The organism is Isoalcanivorax pacificus W11-5 (assembly GCF_000299335.2).
Lineage (GTDB): Bacteria > Pseudomonadota > Gammaproteobacteria > Pseudomonadales > Alcanivoracaceae > Isoalcanivorax > Isoalcanivorax pacificus.
The window spans coordinates 4,119,027-4,135,442 of the sequence record NZ_CP004387.1; the positions used below are offsets into that span (position 1 = coordinate 4,119,027).

Consider the following 16,416-nt stretch of genomic DNA (forward strand, 5'->3'; position numbering starts at 1 on the left):
AGCGCATCCCAGGTCTTCTTGAGCATAATGTTTGGACTATCGGGGGTTCCGGCTGCTTCTATAACACCAAGACTTCCAGCTTCTCCAGTGACGGCTGCCCCGACGTGTCTTACACTTCTTGACCGCACGCGCCGCTTCGGCATAGATCAACTGTCTCAAGAGACTCTCCGAACGCTGGTGATGAATGGCTCCATTATCACAAAGAGATACGATTTTTCAGAAATTCCTAATCGCCGCTGCCGCGCGCCGACACCCACTTGTACAGCGTCGAGGTTACCTGTTGCAGCGTCAGCGGTTTCGACAGGTGGTCATCCATGCCCGCCGCCAGGCAACGCTCGCGGTGTTCGCTGAGGGCATGCGCGGTGAGCGCGATGATCGGACGATGCGGCAACCTGCCGCTGCGTTCCAGCAGGCGGATACGCCGCGTGGTTTCATAGCCGTCCAGGCCGGGCATTTCACAATCCATCAGGATCAGGTCGAAACGGTCTCCCGCCGCCAGCAATTCGAGCGCTTCTTCACCACCGGACGCCAGAGTTGCGCTGACCCCCAGCCGCCCGAGCAACGCCCGCACCACCATCTGGTTGACGGCATTGTCTTCCACCAGCAGGACCTTGATGCCCACAAAACTGGTGGGCGACGGATCATCCGTGCCACGCTCCGGCGGCCGGCCCTGCAACAGCCGCACGCGAAAATGAAAACGCGAGCCCTGCCCGGCGCGGCTTTCGACCTCTATGGCGCCACCCATCAGTTCCACCAGTTGCCGGGAAATGGCCAACCCCAGCCCGGTGCCGCCGTAGCGACGCGTGGTGGAAATATCCGCCTGCTGGAACGATTCGAACAATTGCGCCACCTGGACGCGGGTCATGCCGATGCCTTCATCGGCCACCACGCAGTGCAGCCACACCACCCCGCCCGTGCCGGAACAGTGGGCGCTTAACCGCACCTCGCCGCGCTGGGTGAATTTCACCGCGTTGGAGAGCAGGTTCAACACCACCTGGCGCAGGCGCGGCCCGTCGCCGGACACCCATTCGGGCAGGTCGGCAGACAGGTCCGCCACCAGCCGCAGGCCTTTCTGTTCCGCGCTGCCATGGAAAATGGTCAGGCAGTCTTCCAGCAGTTTCGGCAGGTTGAAGTCGTGGGCTTCCAGTTCCAGCTTGCCGGCCGCGATCTTGGAATAGTCGAGAATGTCGTTGATGACACCGAGCAGGCTCTGGCCGGCGTTGTAGATGGTGTCCATGTAGTTGCGCTGGGTCGGGTCCAGCCGTGTATCGCGCATCAGTTCCGTCAGCCCGAGCACTGCGTTCATCGGCGTGCGGATCTCATGGCTCATGCGCGCCAGAAATTCGCTTTTTGCCGCATTGTCGGCCTGCGCGCGGGCCATCTCGTGAGCGCGCTCCAGGCTTTCGCGCTTGAGTGTGTTGAGCCGGCCGGCCAGCCCCAGCGACAGCAGGATCTGCTGGCAGGCCAGCGCAATCTGCAGGCCGTGCAGATTGAGCAGCACCGGGAAGGTACCCAGCAGGCCGTAGGTGTTCAGCGCCAACGCCACCACCATCACCAGGAACAGCCCCCAGGCAAGCAGAAAGACCCAGGCTTGCGGCCGCTGGCGCCACAGGCAGATCAGCCCCACCGGCATCAGCGTGGCGATGGTCAGAATCGCAAAGACGCCCTGCAGGTGGTTCATGCTGCCGTGTGGCAGCACCAGCTGGCCGAGCATCGCCAGGCTCAGTGCCCCGATCAGCAGCCGCAGAAAGCCGTCGGTTTTCGGCAGCGAGGCGGTATCGAGAAAATCACGCGCGAACAGTGCACCGGAAAGCAGCGCCAGATAGGCCGCCAGAAACGGCAGGTCCGCCGGCCACGGCAGCAGTGCCGGCCAGAACCGTTGCGCCACACCCTGCAGGCAGGCGACGTACAACAGGGCGCTGCCAACATGCAGCACATAGAAACGGTTGGCTTTCTCGCGTGCACCAAGCCAGAGCACAAGATGATAGGCAAACAGGCCGAAGCCGATGCCATACAGGACGCCCAGTATCCAGTCATGGCCCAGCGCATACTCCAGCCAGGGCTGGCTGCCGCTGAGTTGCACGGGCACCGTCATGGAGCTTTGCGTCTGCACACGCAGGTACAGCGCCTGTGAGGATGCCGCCGGCAGGCTCAGCGGCACCGTGAAGGCACGGGTGGCCACAGGCCGCTCAGCAAACGGCATCGCCTCGCCCAGAGACCAGTGCGCACGCGGTAGCGGGTCATCGCCCTGCACCAGGTAAACGTCCAGCGCATCCAGCAGCGCGTAGTCCACCGTCAACCACAACGGCAGAGGCGCATCACCTTCCTGTATGAGTGATACCCGAAACCAGCAGGCGTCATCACGATAGCCAAACGCCACCTGCGCGCTGCCGACACGGCGATAGTCCTGTTGTCGCGCCTGGGCCAGCGTGGCCTGTCCGTCGCCGTCACACCAGTAGTCGAGATACGGTGCCAGCGCCGTGGGCGCCACCGGAGAGATCAGTGTCAGTGGCGCAGCCGTTGCCGGTGCCCCGAGAATCATGCTGATCAGCCAAAGCCAAAATGCGCACACACCCTTCCTGGTCGTCATGCCTGTCCCTGCGTGCTTTAGGGAACCTCTGAATAACTCCCCGGTGGTTCTGCGAGCGCTACAGCATGCGGTGGCAAGGCGCGGCGCGCCGGCAATACCCCATTCGGGGCACAGGCGCGGCTAATGCGTGCTGTAGCGCTCGCCCTGCGGGGCTTTCCGGGCGGCACCTGCTCTTCGTTGCGACTTCTCGACGTAGCCCGCTATGCCTTCGAAGTCGCGCCTCGATCAGGTGCCGCCCGGAAAGCCAGAACCACCGGGGAGTTATTCAGAGGTTCCCTATGTTGTTTTTACCGATACTACTGACAACGGGCCGGGTGATGCCATGGGTGACCCGACGGCCATCGGCCTGTGCCCGCCGCGCGTAGGCAGGATGCTCCGCTTCCTTTAGTCTTTCGCCTTATCGCCACGCGGCGGCCGGATGAGGATGGCGTCATGTCTTACTACCAGGGTAAACGGATATTGATCACTGGCGCCGGGTCCGGCATCGGTGCACTGATGGCCGAACAGCTCGGCCGCCGCGGTGCCGAAGTGATCGTGACCGCGCGCCGTCGCAAACCCGCTGAAGACGTGGCGCGACGGGTGCAGGCAGCCGGTGGCCGCGGCCACGCGCGGCTGCTGGACGTCAGTGATCTGGACAGTATTGCGCCGTTCCGCGACCAGTTGCACACCGAGATCGGCGAGATCGATATCCTGGTCAATAACGCCGGCGTGGTATTCGGCGGCGAATTCGAACAGGTCGCACTGAGTGAACATCTGAATACCCTGCAGATCAACACACTCGGACTGATAGCGATGAGCCACGCCTTCATGAATGACCTGCGCAATGCCCACCAGGGGCATCTGGTGAATATCGCCAGCGCCAGCGCCTATATCGGCCTGCCGTTCGGCAGCACCTACGCCGCCAGCAAGTGGGCCGTGCTGGGCTTTTCCGAATCGTTGCGGCTGGAATTGAAGGAGCGGGGCATCAACAATGTAGCAGTGACCACGGTGTGCCCGAGCTACATCAGCACCGGCATGTTCGACGGCGTGCGCAACCCGATTCTGTCGCCGATGCTGACCCCGGAGAAAGTGGTCAAATCCATCCTGCGTGGTGTGAAGCACCGGCAGGCCCTGGTGGTGGAGCCGCCGCTGGTGCGCGGCATCGACCTGCTCAAGGGGGCGCTACCGGGGCCAGTATGGGATGAAGTCGCCAAACGCTCCGGCATCTCTACCTCGATGCGACACTGGCAAGGCAAATAGTGGTCTGCGTTTTGCAGGCATTAAAACCGCGACAACACGATCAGCGATAACGATAGCAGAAGGATCTCTGATGAAAGCGCTCAGCCCGGTCGATCAACTGTTTCTCTGGCTGGAAGGCCGCCAGCAGCCCATGCATGTGGCGGGCCTGCAACTGTTCAGCTTCCCCGAGGACGCAGGGCCGAAGTATGTCAGCGAGCTGGCCCAGTCCATGCGCGACTACTGCTGCCCGGTGGCGCCCTTCAACCAGCGGCTGTTCACCCGGTTCGGACAGAGCTTCTGGATCGAGGACAAGCAGTTTGATATCGACCACCATTTCCGCCACGAAGCGTTGCCGAAACCCGGCCGGATTCGTGAGTTGTTGTCGCTGGTGTCCGCCGAGCACTCCAACCTGCTCGACCGGGAGCGCCCGCTGTGGGAGGCGCACCTGATCGAAGGCATCCGGGGCCGCCGCTTCGCGCTCTACACCAAAGTGCATCACTCGGTGGTGGACGGTATTTCCGCCATGCGCATGGGCATGCGCGCCTTGTCGCCGGACCCGAACGAGCGTGACCTGCCGCCGGTCTGGGCCAACACTCCCAAGCGCCGCGAACGCATGCAGCTCACCGCCAACCCGGTGGCCGCCGTCAGCGGCCTGGCGCGGCTCACCGCCGGCCTGAGCAAGCAGATCGCCACCGTGCCGGCGCTGGCGCGCGAGGTCTATCAGATGACGCAGAAGGCGCGCAGCGACGACGACTATGTGTCGATCTTCCAGGCGCCGCAGAGCATCATCAACCAGCGCATCACCGGCAGCCGGCGGTTTGCGGCGCAGTCCTATAACACCAGCCGCTTCAAGGCCCTCAGCAAGGTGTTCGGCTGCACCCTCAACGACATCGTGCTGGCCGTGTGCGGCAGCGCGCTGCGCGAGTATCTGATCAGCCAGAATGCGCTGCCGGACAAGCCGCTGATCGCCATGGTGCCGGTGAACCTGCGCCAGGACGACAGCGCCGGCGGCAACCAGATCGCCATGATCCTGGCCAACCTGGGCACGCATATCGCCGACCCGGCCAACCGCCTGCGCGTGATCAAGGCGTCGGTGGAAGAAGCCAAATGCCGCTACAAGCAGATGACGCCGGCAGAAATCCTCAACCTGACCGCGCTGATGATGGCGCCCACCGGCCTGAACCTGCTGACCGGCCTGGCACCGGAGTGGCGTGCGTTCAACGTGATCATTTCCAACGTACCCGGCCCGAAGGAGCCGCTGTACTGGAACGGCGCGAAGCTGGAAGGTATGTACCCGGTCTCCATCGCGCTGAACCAGATCGCCCTGAACATCACCCTGACCAGTTACGTCGACCAGCTCGAGTTCGGCTTTATCGGCTGCCGCCGCACCCTGCCGTCGATGCAGCGCCTGCTTGATTATCTGGAACACGGGCTGCGCGAGCTGGAAGTGGCGGCCAATCTGAAGTGAGCGCGGTGTGGGCGGCACAGGCCGCGAGCAAAAGGCTTTTAGCTAATCGCTCGCGGCGCGTCGCCCACCGTCCTGTTCAGGATTTCTTCCTGAACATCTCCATCACATCCATCGGCAGCGGAAACACGATGGTGGATGAATTCTTGTTCGACATGTCACTCATGGTCTGCAGGTAGCGCAGCTGCATGGCGCCCGGCGTGGCGCTCATGATGTTGGCGGCCTCCACCAGTTTTTCGGCGGCCTGCTGTTCACCTTCGGCGTGAATCACCTTGGCGCGCCGCTCCCGTTCGGCTTCCGCCTGGCGGGCAATGGCGCGGATCATGTTTTCGTTCAGGTCGACGTGCTTGATCTCCACGTTCTGCACCTTGATGCCCCAGTTGTCGGTCTGCTCATCCAGGATTTCCTGAATATCGATATTGAGCTTGTCGCGCTCGGACAGCATTTCATCCAGGTCATGCTTGCCCAGCACCGAGCGCAGGGTGGTCTGCGCGAGCTGGCTGGTGGCGCTGTAGTAATCCTCCACCTGGATGATGGCCTTGTTCGGGTCCACCACGCGGAAATACAGCACCGCGTTCACGCGCACGGTGACGTTGTCGCGGGAAATCACGTCCTGGCTGGGGACATCCAGCGTGATGGTGCGCAGGTCCACACGCACCATCTGCTGGACACCGGGAATCACCACGATCAGACCCGGCCCTTTCACGCCCTGGAAACGACCGAGAAAGAACACCACGCCACGCTGGTATTCGGGCAGGATGCGCACCGACAGGGCGATCAGGCCCAGCACAAACAGGATCGGAATCAGATAGGCAATCATGGTCTGTTCTCCTCATTCGGCGCCGGTGCGGAGGCACCGGCCGGTTCAACGCTCAGGTGCAGGCCGTCCACGGCCAGCACCCGCAATCTGTCGCCCCGGCGCACCGGGCCCGGCGCGCGGGCCAGCCAGGATTCGCCCAGCAGGCGCACCCGGCCCTCGCCGTCGAAATCATGCTGGGCCGTGGCCAGCTGGCCGATCAGCGCCTCTTCCCCGGTCTGCGGCGGACGTCGCCGCAAGCGCAGCAGGCGCGTCAGGGTCCACAGCATGAAGCCGGCGGACACCAGGGCGAGGCCGCCGATCAGGGGCAATGAAATGCGCAGGTGCGCGTCGTCCAGCAGGATCACCGAACCGAACACGAACGCCACCACGCCACCCAGCCCGAGCGCGCCGAAGCTGGGCATGAAGGCTTCGCCCACCATGAACGCCACCCCCAGCAGGATCAGCGCAAGGCCGGCGTAATTCACCGGCAACACCTGGAAGGCGTACAGCGCCAGCACCAGGCAGATGGCGCCAATCACACCGGGGTAGATATTGCCGGGGCTGGCCAGCTCGAAAATGATGCCGTAGAAGCCGACCAGCATCAGGAAGTAGGCAATGTTGGGATTGGTGATCACCGACAGCAGCTGGTTGCGCCAGTCCGGTTCCAGCGTCACCACAGCGGCCCCGGCGGTTTGCAAGGTGCGCGTGCCGTCGTCGAGCGCCACTTCCCGGCCATCAAGCTGCGTCAGCAGATCATCCAGGCTGGGGGCGACATATTCGATCACCTGCTGCGCCAGCGCCTCCGGGGCGGTCAGGTTCACCGCATCGCGCACCGCCTGCTCGGCCCACTCGGCATTGCGACCGCGCAAATCCGCCAGGCTGCGGATATAGGCCACCGCATCCTCCAGCACCTTGCGCTCCATCGCGGTGCCGCCACGGCGCTTGCCATCGTCGTCCGTCTCGCCGTCCTCTTCTGGCTGCTCCGGCTGGCCGGGCATGCCGCCGATCTGCACCGGCGTCGCCGAGCCCAGGTGTGTCGAGGGCGCCATCGCGGCGATGTGGCTGGCGTAAAGCAGGTAGGTACCGGCACTGGCCGCACGTGCGCCGCCGGGGCTGACATAGACCGCCACCGGTACGGGCGAGGCCAGGATCACCTTGATCATGTCGCGCATGGCACTGTCGAGCCCGCCGGGTGTATCCAGGCGGATCACCACCAGTTGCGCGCCGTGCTCGTCGCGGGCGCTGTCCATACTGCGGGAGAGGTAGTCGCTGGTGGCCGGACCAATCGGCCCGTCGATGTCGAGCACCACCACCGGAGCGCGCTGGCTTGCGCCGGTGGAAACCAGTGACGCCAGGCTCATGAGGCCGCCCAGCACCAGACAGGTGAGTGCACCGAGAGCCCGCCAGCGACGGCCCGGCGCGCGGATATTCGAAGCGGAATGTGCAGCCACGTCTCGCCCTCCTGTGCAAGGCGCCGGCAGGCATGACGGCCCGGTGCCGGCGCGGCGACAGGTCCCGATTTTCGCCCGTCGCCACCCGTGTGAGTGTGACACAGTGCCACCGGATATGTTCGCCCGGCGCCCGTCACCCATCCAGGCTGAACAACAATTTACCTTTCGGCTCAACGAGATAGCCCCGACTCCGGCACCTCGCTGCAGGCCCCGGCGAGGCTGCAAAAAAATACTGGCGCGCCCCAGGGAAACGGCGTAAGGTGCCTAAAGCTGCAGAAGGAAGGCAGTGGATGTTTTGGTCGTTCCCGTCTGTGTTACCTCCTCAACACCCCCAAACCCCGAAGACTGCACGCGACACACGAATTGATTGGTTTTCTGAGGTATAGATTCAATGGCTACCGGCACTGTTAAATGGTTCAACGAGTCCAAGGGTTTTGGCTTCATTACTCAGGACGACGGCGGCGCAGACGTATTCGTACATTTCAGCGCGATTCAGGGCACCGGTTTCAAGACGCTGCAGGAAGGTCAGAAAGTGACCTATGAAATCCAGCAAGGTCCGAAAGGTCCTCAAGCGGCTAACGTTACCCCTGGCTGATCACCCTCTGGTGATACGCTGACAAAAAACCCCACCCCCGGTGGGGTTTTTTGTGCACGGGAAACAGCTTCTCAAGGCTCGTCGGCAGCGCCGAGCAGGTGTAGCTTTTTGGCCCGGCTGAGGCGCTTGATGGCCGCTTCACGACGCAGTGCATCGCTGCGGGAAGCATGCTGTTCGTGCCAGACCAGTTCCACCGGCCGTCGCGCCCGCGTGTAGCGTGCGCCGCTACGGTCGTCGTTGTTGTGCGCCAGCAGGCGGCGCTGTAAATCGTTGGTAATGCCAGTGTACAGACTGGCGTCTGCACAGCGCAGGATATACACAAACCACACCATCTCCGGCGTTTTCGCCACCATCTTTTAACGACCCTTCACCGTCCCGACGGGACACCATGCTATCATCAGCGCTTGTGTTGCCATCAGGGATTGCAGGCATGATTTCCTATCTTTACTGGTTACTGGTCGCCACGCTGGTGTTTGCCCTGCTGTTCGGTTTCGGGGTCCGGCTCGGCAAATGGAAACCCGCGCTGCTGATTGCGGTCATTCTGGTAGCGGCCAGCACACTGCTCTATTACTTCTACCTGGAGCAGATGTTCGTGAAGCGCTGGGGTGGCTCCATGTCGATCAGCATCCCGGCGGGCCAGATGCACATGGGTGCCACCTGGAAAGATGACAATCTGTGGATCCAGAACTACGATCCGCAACGCAATATATGTATATTTAGCGAATACGCCCGAGGCAATCTGCTCGAGGGCCGGGTGATACTGCGTGACTGCAACCCGCTGATGCCAGCCCAGGGGGCGCCGGCAACGGGGCAGAGCGCACCGTGACAAAGGCGAAAGACTGTTATGAATGCAACTGACGCAACGTCCGACACCGCAGCACTGACCGAAGAATCGCTGCTGCAACTGCTGGAAACCCGCCCCAACGAGGTCGAGTTCGAGCAGGTCATGGCGATCATCGACGCACATTATGACTACACCCCTACCCGCTTCATCAATGGCGTCAAGGGTGACCAGGTGATCAACGCCGCCGGTGAAAATGAAGGCTCATGCCGTATTTTTGCCTTCGCCCAGCGGCACGAACTGAACACTGCGCGCACGCTGGCCTGCTTTGGCCGCTTCTACCGCGACGATGTGCTCGACCAGCTCAACGGCAAGAACCACCCGAATATCCGTGTGTTCATGCGCCACGGCTGGGCCGGTATCCAGTTCGACGGCAATCCGCTCACGCCCCGCAAACTGCATTGATCGCGTCGCCGCACCCGGCCACCCGGTGCGGCGTGCGGCCACCCCCCGAATGCCCGTATAATCCGCCGCACCCGACACGGATCGGGGCTGATGCTCAGGCCGTGCCCGCCACGCCTGCCACTGACATTCACGCCGGGAGTCTGTTTTTCCCCGGCCCACACAGCACCGGACTTCATGACTGAATTTGCCATTGGCCAGCGCTGGCTCAGCGAAACCGAGACCGAGCTGGGCCTCGGGATCGTCGTCAATCTCGACTATCGCCTCGTCACCCTGTTCTATCCCGCCTGCGAGGAAGAACGTACCTACGCCAAGACCAATGCCCCCCTCTCCCGCATGGCGTTTACACCGGGTGACACGATCCACACCCAGGACGGCCAGCGACTGATCGTGCACGAAGCGGTCGAGGTGGAGCAGTTGTTGATCTATCGTGCGGCGCCGGAGGACGATCCGGGCGCGCTGCGGCAGGTCCCGGAAAGCCAGCTCGGCTATCAGGTGGAACTCTCGGCGGTGACCGACCGGCTGTTCTCCAAGCAGCTCGACAGCACCAACTGGTTCAACCTGCGCGTGGCCGCACTGAACGCCCGGGCGCAGGCGGAAAATTCACCGGTCCGTGGCCTGCGCGGTCCGCGCATCGACCTGATCGGCCACCAGCTCTGGATCGCTCACGAAGTGGGCGGCCGCTATGCACCGCGCGTGCTGCTGGCCGATGAAGTGGGCCTGGGCAAGACCATCGAGGCCGGCCTGATCCTGCATCAGCAACTGGTCACCCACCGTGCGCAGCGTGTGCTGATCGTGGTGCCGCAACCACTGGTCCACCAGTGGTTCGTGGAAATGGTGCGGCGCTTCAATCTGCACTTCAGCATCTTCGACCGCGAACGGCTGGCCGCGCTGCAGCCGGAGGAAAGCATCAAGGACATGCTGGCGCGCCTGATCGTCGAGGAACAGGGCGACACACCGGATGAGCGGGAGAACCCGTTCATGAGCGAACAGCTGATCCTGTGCAGTACCGATTTTCTGGAAAGCTGCGACATTGATCTGCTCGCCGCCGCCGAATGGGACCTGCTGGTGGTGGACGAGGCGCACCATCTGGACTGGCGCCCCGACGCCCCCAGCGAAGCCTATCAGCGCGTCGCGCGTCTGGCGGCCGCCGCCCGTGGCCTGCTGCTGCTCACGGCCACCCCGGAGCAGCTCGGCCTGGAAAGCCATTTTGCCCGTCTGCGGCTGCTCGACCCGGACCGCTTCCACAGCCTGGAAGCGTTCCGCGAGGAACAGCAGAACTATCAGGCCATCGCCGCCATCGCCGCTGAAATGGTGGATCAAGCACAGTGGTCCGCCACGTTGAAGCAGGCGCTGGCGCAGCACGTGCCGGACGTGCCCATCGAAGAGGCGCATCGCGAACAGATCCTGCGCGAACTGCTGGACCGCTCCGGCACCGGCCGCGTGCTGTTCCGCAACACGCGCAAGCATATCGCCGGGTTTCCCGCCCGCCATGTGCATGGCGTGGCGCTGCCTTACCCGGCCATGTACGGGCCGATCCATTTTGACCCGACCCACCCGGACGACCTGCTGCACCCGGAAAGCGTGTTCCGCGACGACACCTGGTGCGCCGAAGACCCGCGTGTCACCTGGCTGGCCGATTTCCTGCGCCGCGAGCGCGGCCGCAAGGTGCTGGTGATCTGTGCCCGCAAGGAAACCGCCACCGACCTGCACGCCTGGTGCGGCTACAAGCTGGGCATGAACGTCAGCGTGTTCCACGAGGACATGGACATCATCAGCCGCGACCGCGCCGCCGCGTATTTCGCCGATGAGGAAGACGGCGCCCAGGCGCTGATCTGTTCCGAGATCGGCAGCGAAGGCCGCAACTTCCAGTTTGCCCACGACCTGGTGCTGCTGGATTTGCCGCGCAATCCCGACCTGCTGGAGCAACGTATCGGTCGCCTGGACCGTATCGGCCAGCGCGAGGACATCCAGATTCACGTGCCGCATTTTGCCGGCCACGGGCAGGAAGTGCTGTTCCGCTGGTACGACGAGGGCATGCACGCCTTTACCCGCACCAATCCCGCCGGCACGCAGATCCTGCAAGGCACTGCAGATGCCCTGGCGGCGGCACTGGCCGCACCGCAGGACAGCGCCCGGGTGGACGCGCTGATCGCCCAGACCCGGCAGCTGACCGAAACGCTGCTGGCGCAGCTGGATGCCGGCCGCGACCGGCTGCTGGAACTCAGCTCGCACAATCCCGAACAGGCCGAGGCCCTGATCTCACAACTGGCGGATGCCGACGACACACCGCCGATGGGTTTCATGGAAATGGCGTTCGAGCGTTTCGGCGTCGAGGTGGAAGAACATTCGCGCCACGCCAGCATTCTGAAGCCCGGCCCGCACATGCTGGAGCCGTTCCCGTCGCTGCCGGAAGAAGGCATCACTGTCACCGCCGACCGTGGCACCGCCCTGAGCCGCGACGATATCCAGTTCCTGACCTGGGAACACCCGATGGTGGAAGGGGCCATTGAACTGGTGCTCGGCGAGGATCGTGGCAAGGCCAGCGTGGCGCTGCTGAAAAACCCGAAGGTAAAACCGGGCACGTTGCTGGTGGAAGCGTTGTACAGCGTACAGTGCAGTGCGCCACGCCACCTGCAGGCCGAACGCTTTCTGCCCACTACGCTGCTGCGCAGCCTGATCGACGCCCAGGGGCGTGATCTCAGCCAGGCGATCAGCCACGATGGCCTGAGCAAGCAGTGCCACAAGATGGAAAAGCCGCTGGCCCGCAAGGTGATCGAAAGCCAGCAGAGCCTGCTGGAAAAACTGCTCCAGACGGACCAGCAACGCGTCAATGGCCGGGCACAGGCGATCATTGATGAGGCGCGCGCAACCATGCAGACCTCGCAGGCCGCCGAACGCAATCGGCTGCTGCAGTTGCAGGCGCGCAATCCGGCCATCCGCCAGGAAGAGATCGATTTCATCGACCGGCAGACCGAGGCGCTGGCGCAACACCTCGCCGAAGCCCGGTGTCAGCTTGCCGCCGTGCGGGTAATCGTCGCCAGCCAGTGAGTAGGGCGTAGGGTGGGTAGAGCCAAAGGCGAAACCCACCGTGTCCATGCCGCACACTGCTCGCACAAAAACAGCGGAACTACTCGTCCATAAAACAGCGAAACTACCCACCTCCAAAGCAGGGTAGTTTCGATGTTTTTGCGGGAGTGAATAACGGACATGGACACGGTGGGTTTCGCCTTTGGCTCAACCCACCCTACTCTTCAAGCACTTCCTCGGCAGGCACCCGCTCTTCGCCGGAAGTGACCTTGCCCAGCATCAGCTCCACCGGCGGCGGGCTGCCGGCGGACAGGTCCACCCGATGCTGCTGCATGGTGGTCCAGCGCAATTGGCCGTCAGCATCCCGGATTTCCCCGCGCACGGCATAGTGATGCCGTGCATCGATGCCGGCGGGTTTGAAGGTCAGGGTGAATGGAATCGGCACCTGGCGTCCGTCGCTGCTGAAGGTCTTTTCCGACAGCACGGTGGCCGGCACATCCATCAGTGATACATCCAGCAACTGCACATGAATGCGGGCATCCTGCGGCAGCGCTTCGCGCTCGCGGTAGATCAGCGTGCCGCTGACCTCTGCCTCCTGCGCAGTGGCCGGCGGCGGTTCGGTGGCGGCTTTTTTGTCTTCCGGCTTGTCGCAGCCGGCCAGTGTCAGCAGGCTGGCCAGCAGGGCCAGCGTCAGTGTGCGCGGCAATCGATGCGAAACGTCCATCTTCCCGGAACTCCCTGTGCTCAATGGAAGACCCATCATGCGGCGGCGGACGCGGCGGCTCAAGCCTGATCGAGGTAGTCCGCCAACAGCGTGGCCAGCCAGTCCGACGGGGGCCGGTGCAGCGTCAGCGTGCCGTCCCGGAGTGTGGCCAACCGCTGGAACGGCTGGTCCAGCCGGCTGTTGTCGAGCAGATGCACTTCGCTGGCCAGCGGCAATGTGTTGCGCACATTGGCGAGGGTGCGCGGCAGGCGTGACAGGATTTTCTCGGCCGGCACCGTGTGGCCGCCTTCGTCGACCCGCTGCGCCACGCGCGCCAGATGCAGCAGCGGATCGTCGAGATGGATATAGACCAGGATGACCCGGTAGCCAAAGCTGCGCGCACGCGCGACAAAATCAATCTTGCCGGGGTGCGAGTAAACCGTTTCAAAGCAGAAACTCACGCCGCGCAGCAGCAGGTCTTCGCGCAAGTGCCCGGCGATCACCGCCGCATCGTAGCTGGCGCTTTCCGGTGCTTCCGGGCACAACAGCCGGGCGATCTCGTCGGCGTTGACGAACTGCACGCCGCGCGGCGCCAGAAACAGACGGTGGAAGGTGGATTTGCCGGCACCGTTGCCGCCGGCCAATAACCAGAGCTGTCGAGCAGCGGCCGTCATCCCTGCGGCACGAATTCGCCGTTGATGAACCGCCCGCGTACACGGCGTCCATCGCGGCTGATCTGTTCCAGCACACCCGGCTCCCCCGGTACGGCCTGGTAGGCCAGCGGCGCGCGGGTCACGGCGGCCGACAATTCGCCCCGTTCGCGCAGGGTATCCACCGACGCGAACACATCCTCCGGCTCGGCACTCACCGAGCGCGTGTCCTCGATGGTCAGCCGGCCCAGGCCCAGTTGAATGCGGATCAGGTCTTCCGGCGACACCAGACGCGCCATGCGGCGGCCGAGGTCGGCCCAGAATTCGATCTGTTTCGGCAGGCTGCGGCGGTTCAGGCGGGCTTCCGCCTCCGCATCGCGGATCAGGGCATCATCAAGTCGCATCGGGCTGGCCATGGCCGTTACCTCTCTTGCGTAGTGGAATGCAGGAAAATGTAGCATTTTGCTGCAACGCAAGCCAGTGTGAGGCTCTGCTACACTGCCCGGCCATTACACACAGCCCATCCACCCGGGGCGCACCCGTTACTCACAAACTTATCCACAGGCTGGAAGTCGTTATGTCCCTGCTCTCCTGCGTCGAAATCGAACCTGTCTCTGCCACCACCGCCGCGACTGCCAGCGTCATCTGGCTGCATGGGCTGGGTGCCGACGGCCATGATTTCGAGCCGATCGTGCCCGCCCTGGCCCTGCCCGATTCGCTGCCGGTGCGTTTCCTGTTTCCCCATGCCCCCCGCATCCCGGTCACCATCAATGGCGGGCTGGTGATGCCTGCCTGGTACGACATCCTGGAGATGAACATTGATCGCCGTATCGACGACGCCGGGCTGCGCGCCTCGGCGGATCAGGTCACTGCGCTGATCGAGCGCGAACGTGAACGGGGCATCCCGGCGGAGCGGATTGTGCTGGCCGGTTTCTCACAGGGCGGGGCGGTGGCCTATGAGGTGGCGCTGCGTTATCCACAGCGTCTGGCGGGGCTGCTGGCCATGTCCACCTACTTCGCCACCGCAGACAGTGTTCACCGGCACCCTGCCAACGCGGCACTGCCGATCGACATCCACCACGGCACCCGCGACCCGGTGGTGCCGGAAGTTCTCGGCGCACGCGCCGCCGAGCGCCTCGGGGACCTGGGCTATCCGGTGACACTGCGCCGTTACGAGATGGAGCATGAGGTGTGCCTGGAGCAGGTACGCGATATCAGCCAGTGGCTACAACAGCGGCTGGCCTGAGCCAGCCGCTGTCGGGGGATCAAACCACACCCTGCGCCAGCATCGCCTCTGCGACCTTGATGAAGCCGGCCACATTGGCGCCCCGCACATAGTCGATATGGTCGCCCTCGCGGCCATATTTCACGCAACTGCCGTGGATGGCATGCATGATCGCATGCAGTTTTTCGTCCACCTCGCCCTCGTTCCAGTTCAGGCGCAGCGCATTCTGGCTCATCTCCAGACCGGACACGGACACCCCGCCGGCATTGGCTGCCTTGCTCGGCGCGTACAGCACCCGGGCATCGCGCAGGTAGCTGACCGCCTCGGCGGTACACCCCATGTTCGAGCCTTCGGCAACGCAATGGCAGCCCTGCCTGAGCAACTGCTCGGCATCTGCCTTGTCCAGCTCATTCTGGGTCGCGCAGGGAAGCGCCACATCACATTCCACCCCCCAGGGGCGGGCCCCGGGCAGGTAACGCATCGAGAACTGCTCTGCCCATTCGCTGATACGGCCGCGCTTTTCGTTTTTCAGTACCATCAGCGCCTGCCACTGTGCCTGGGTGAAGCCGGCCGGGTTGTGCACCGTGCCGCCGGAATCGGACATCGTCACCACCCGCGCGCCCTGTGATACCAGCAACCCGGCCGCGTGCTGCGCCACATTGCCCGAGCCGGAGATGGCCACGCGCAGCCCTTCCAGGCCGGAGCCACGCACCCGGAGCATCTCCTCGACAAAATAGACCAGCCCGTAACCGGTCGCTTCCGGCCGCAGCAGGCTGCCGCCCCAGGCAAACCCCTTGCCGGTCAGCACGCCGGTGAATTCATTGCGCAGGCGCTTGTACTGTCCGAACAGGTAACCCACCTCGCGCGCGCCCACACCGATGTCGCCGGCGGGAACATCCAGGTCCGGTCCGATATGCCGGTACAGCTCGTTCATGAACGACTGGCAGAACCGCATGACTTCACCGTTGCTGCGCCCTTTCGGATCAAAGTCCGCACCGCCCTTGCCACCGCCCATCGGCAACGTGGTCAGTGCGTTCTTGAAGGTCTGCTCAAAGGCGAGGAATTTGAGGATGCCCAGGTCCACCGAGGGGTGGAATCGCAACCCGCCCTTGTACGGGCCAATGGCGCTGTTCATCTGCACCCGGTAGCCACGGTTGACCTGCACCCGGCCCTGGTCATCCACCCAGGGCACCCGGAACAGGATCACGCGTTCCGGCTCGAGCAGGCGCTCAAGGATGCCGGCCTCGAACAGTTCCTGCCGGTGCCGGATATCCGGCCAGAGCGTCCGCAGTACGGCGCCGGTTGCCTGATGGAATTCCGGTTGGTCCGGGTCCCGGCGCCGCGCCTGCTCGAGCAGCGCATCGAGTGTCTCCGTGCTTGCAACCATTATGTTCTCCAGGTGGTGAATCAGGGGGTAACAAAGGGGTAACGCGAACGGGCCGTACTG

15 protein-coding genes are annotated in these 16,416 nt (G+C 63.7%); 7 read left to right on the plus strand and 8 right to left on the minus strand.

What is annotated here, in order from left to right:
• Positions 1-226: 226 nt before the first annotated feature.
• Positions 227-2,590: a hybrid sensor histidine kinase/response regulator gene (locus S7S_RS18460; protein ID WP_082027778.1), complete on the minus strand. Its 2,364-nt coding sequence runs from the start codon at positions 2,588-2,590 to the stop codon at positions 227-229.
• 432 nt (positions 2,591-3,022) lie between these two features.
• Here S7S_RS18460 and S7S_RS18465 point away from each other — a divergent pair, with 432 nt between their 5' ends.
• Positions 3,023-3,829, plus strand: coding sequence for an SDR family NAD(P)-dependent oxidoreductase (locus S7S_RS18465; RefSeq protein ID WP_008734458.1), 807 nt, complete (start codon positions 3,023-3,025; stop codon positions 3,827-3,829).
• A 70-nt stretch (positions 3,830-3,899) separates the two neighbouring features.
• Positions 3,900-5,276, plus strand: a complete 1,377-nt coding sequence (locus S7S_RS18470; RefSeq protein WP_008734456.1) for a WS/DGAT/MGAT family O-acyltransferase — start codon at positions 3,900-3,902, stop codon at positions 5,274-5,276.
• Positions 5,277-5,352: 76 nt separating this feature from the next.
• Here the strand turns inward: S7S_RS18470 and S7S_RS18475 are convergent, their stop codons facing one another.
• Both S7S_RS18475 and S7S_RS18480 read right to left on the minus strand, forming a co-directional pair.
• Positions 5,353-6,093 (minus strand): slipin family protein, encoded by a 741-nt coding sequence (locus S7S_RS18475; RefSeq protein WP_008734455.1) that lies wholly within the window; start codon positions 6,091-6,093, stop codon positions 5,353-5,355.
• A complete protein-coding gene (locus S7S_RS18480; protein WP_008734453.1) occupies positions 6,090-7,523 on the minus strand; it encodes an NfeD family protein in 1,434 nt (477 codons plus the stop codon). The genes S7S_RS18475 and S7S_RS18480 overlap by 4 nt, the downstream gene beginning before the upstream one ends.
• Before the next feature lie 391 nt (positions 7,524-7,914).
• Between S7S_RS18480 and cspE the strand changes: the two genes are divergently transcribed.
• Complete coding sequence (gene cspE / locus S7S_RS18485; RefSeq protein ID WP_008734451.1) at positions 7,915-8,118, plus strand: transcription antiterminator/RNA stability regulator CspE; 204 nt, start codon at positions 7,915-7,917, stop codon at positions 8,116-8,118.
• Between the two features lie 71 nt (positions 8,119-8,189).
• On the opposite strand, the gene S7S_RS18490 is transcribed toward cspE, so the two are convergent.
• Positions 8,190-8,471 carry a GIY-YIG nuclease family protein gene (locus S7S_RS18490; RefSeq protein ID WP_008734449.1) on the minus strand — a complete coding sequence of 94 codons (282 nt, stop codon included), beginning with the start codon at positions 8,469-8,471 and terminating at the stop codon, positions 8,190-8,192.
• Positions 8,472-8,548: 77 nt separating this feature from the next.
• On the opposite strand from S7S_RS18490, the gene S7S_RS18495 reads away from it, so the two are divergent.
• The 3 genes from S7S_RS18495 to rapA all read left to right on the plus strand — a co-directional run bounded on the left by S7S_RS18495 (position 8,549) and on the right by rapA (position 12,412).
• Complete coding sequence (locus tag S7S_RS18495; protein ID WP_008734447.1) at positions 8,549-8,944, plus strand: hypothetical protein; 396 nt, start codon at positions 8,549-8,551, stop codon at positions 8,942-8,944.
• A gap of 18 nt (positions 8,945-8,962) precedes the next feature.
• Complete coding sequence (locus S7S_RS18500; protein WP_008734445.1) at positions 8,963-9,364, plus strand: HopJ type III effector protein; 402 nt, start codon at positions 8,963-8,965, stop codon at positions 9,362-9,364.
• 174 nt (positions 9,365-9,538) lie between these two features.
• Positions 9,539-12,412: an RNA polymerase-associated protein RapA gene (gene rapA / locus S7S_RS18505; protein WP_008734444.1), complete on the plus strand. Its 2,874-nt coding sequence runs from the start codon at positions 9,539-9,541 to the stop codon at positions 12,410-12,412.
• Between the two features lie 196 nt (positions 12,413-12,608).
• Here the strand turns inward: rapA and S7S_RS18510 are convergent, their stop codons facing one another.
• From S7S_RS18510 to S7S_RS18520, 3 genes are read right to left on the minus strand one after another with little or no spacing between them, the layout of a single operon-like run.
• Positions 12,609-13,115: a YbaY family lipoprotein gene (locus tag S7S_RS18510; RefSeq protein ID WP_052269282.1), complete on the minus strand. Its 507-nt coding sequence runs from the start codon at positions 13,113-13,115 to the stop codon at positions 12,609-12,611.
• A gap of 59 nt (positions 13,116-13,174) precedes the next feature.
• Positions 13,175-13,768 carry an ATPase gene (locus tag S7S_RS18515; RefSeq protein ID WP_035203611.1) on the minus strand — a complete coding sequence of 198 codons (594 nt, stop codon included), beginning with the start codon at positions 13,766-13,768 and terminating at the stop codon, positions 13,175-13,177.
• Positions 13,765-14,160, minus strand: coding sequence for a TA system antitoxin ParD family protein (locus S7S_RS18520; protein WP_008734438.1), 396 nt, complete (start codon positions 14,158-14,160; stop codon positions 13,765-13,767). The genes S7S_RS18515 and S7S_RS18520 overlap by 4 nt, the downstream gene beginning before the upstream one ends.
• 161 nt (positions 14,161-14,321) lie before the next feature.
• Here S7S_RS18520 and S7S_RS18525 point away from each other — a divergent pair, with 161 nt between their 5' ends.
• Positions 14,322-14,990: an alpha/beta hydrolase gene (locus tag S7S_RS18525; RefSeq protein ID WP_008734437.1), complete on the plus strand. Its 669-nt coding sequence runs from the start codon at positions 14,322-14,324 to the stop codon at positions 14,988-14,990.
• 19 nt (positions 14,991-15,009) lie between these two features.
• Here the strand turns inward: S7S_RS18525 and gdhA are convergent, their stop codons facing one another.
• Positions 15,010-16,356, minus strand: coding sequence for an NADP-specific glutamate dehydrogenase (gene gdhA / locus S7S_RS18530; protein WP_008734435.1), 1,347 nt, complete (start codon positions 16,354-16,356; stop codon positions 15,010-15,012).
• Between the last annotated feature and the right edge of the window lie 60 nt (positions 16,357-16,416).

Bases quoted from the DNA above. Each gene is read 5' to 3' on its own strand.
- S7S_RS18460 (WP_082027778.1), bottom strand. From the start codon at position 2,590: ATGACGACCAGGAAGGGTGTGTGCGCATTTTGGCTTTGGCTGATCAGC.
- S7S_RS18465 (WP_008734458.1), top strand. From the start codon at position 3,023: ATGTCTTACTACCAGGGTAAACGGATATTGATCACTGGCGCCGGGTCC.
- S7S_RS18470 (WP_008734456.1), top strand. From the start codon at position 3,900: ATGAAAGCGCTCAGCCCGGTCGATCAACTGTTTCTCTGGCTGGAAGGC.
- S7S_RS18475 (WP_008734455.1), bottom strand. From the start codon at position 6,093: ATGATTGCCTATCTGATTCCGATCCTGTTTGTGCTGGGCCTGATCGCC.
- cspE (WP_008734451.1), top strand. From the start codon at position 7,915: ATGGCTACCGGCACTGTTAAATGGTTCAACGAGTCCAAGGGTTTTGGC.
- S7S_RS18490 (WP_008734449.1), bottom strand. From the start codon at position 8,471: ATGGTGGCGAAAACGCCGGAGATGGTGTGGTTTGTGTATATCCTGCGC.
- S7S_RS18495 (WP_008734447.1), top strand. From the start codon at position 8,549: ATGATTTCCTATCTTTACTGGTTACTGGTCGCCACGCTGGTGTTTGCC.
- S7S_RS18500 (WP_008734445.1), top strand. From the start codon at position 8,963: ATGAATGCAACTGACGCAACGTCCGACACCGCAGCACTGACCGAAGAA.
- rapA (WP_008734444.1), top strand. From the start codon at position 9,539: ATGACTGAATTTGCCATTGGCCAGCGCTGGCTCAGCGAAACCGAGACC.
- S7S_RS18510 (WP_052269282.1), bottom strand. From the start codon at position 13,115: ATGGACGTTTCGCATCGATTGCCGCGCACACTGACGCTGGCCCTGCTG.
- S7S_RS18515 (WP_035203611.1), bottom strand. From the start codon at position 13,768: ATGACGGCCGCTGCTCGACAGCTCTGGTTATTGGCCGGCGGCAACGGT.
- S7S_RS18520 (WP_008734438.1), bottom strand. From the start codon at position 14,160: ATGGCCAGCCCGATGCGACTTGATGATGCCCTGATCCGCGATGCGGAG.
- S7S_RS18525 (WP_008734437.1), top strand. From the start codon at position 14,322: ATGTCCCTGCTCTCCTGCGTCGAAATCGAACCTGTCTCTGCCACCACC.
- gdhA (WP_008734435.1), bottom strand. From the start codon at position 16,356: ATGGTTGCAAGCACGGAGACACTCGATGCGCTGCTCGAGCAGGCGCGG.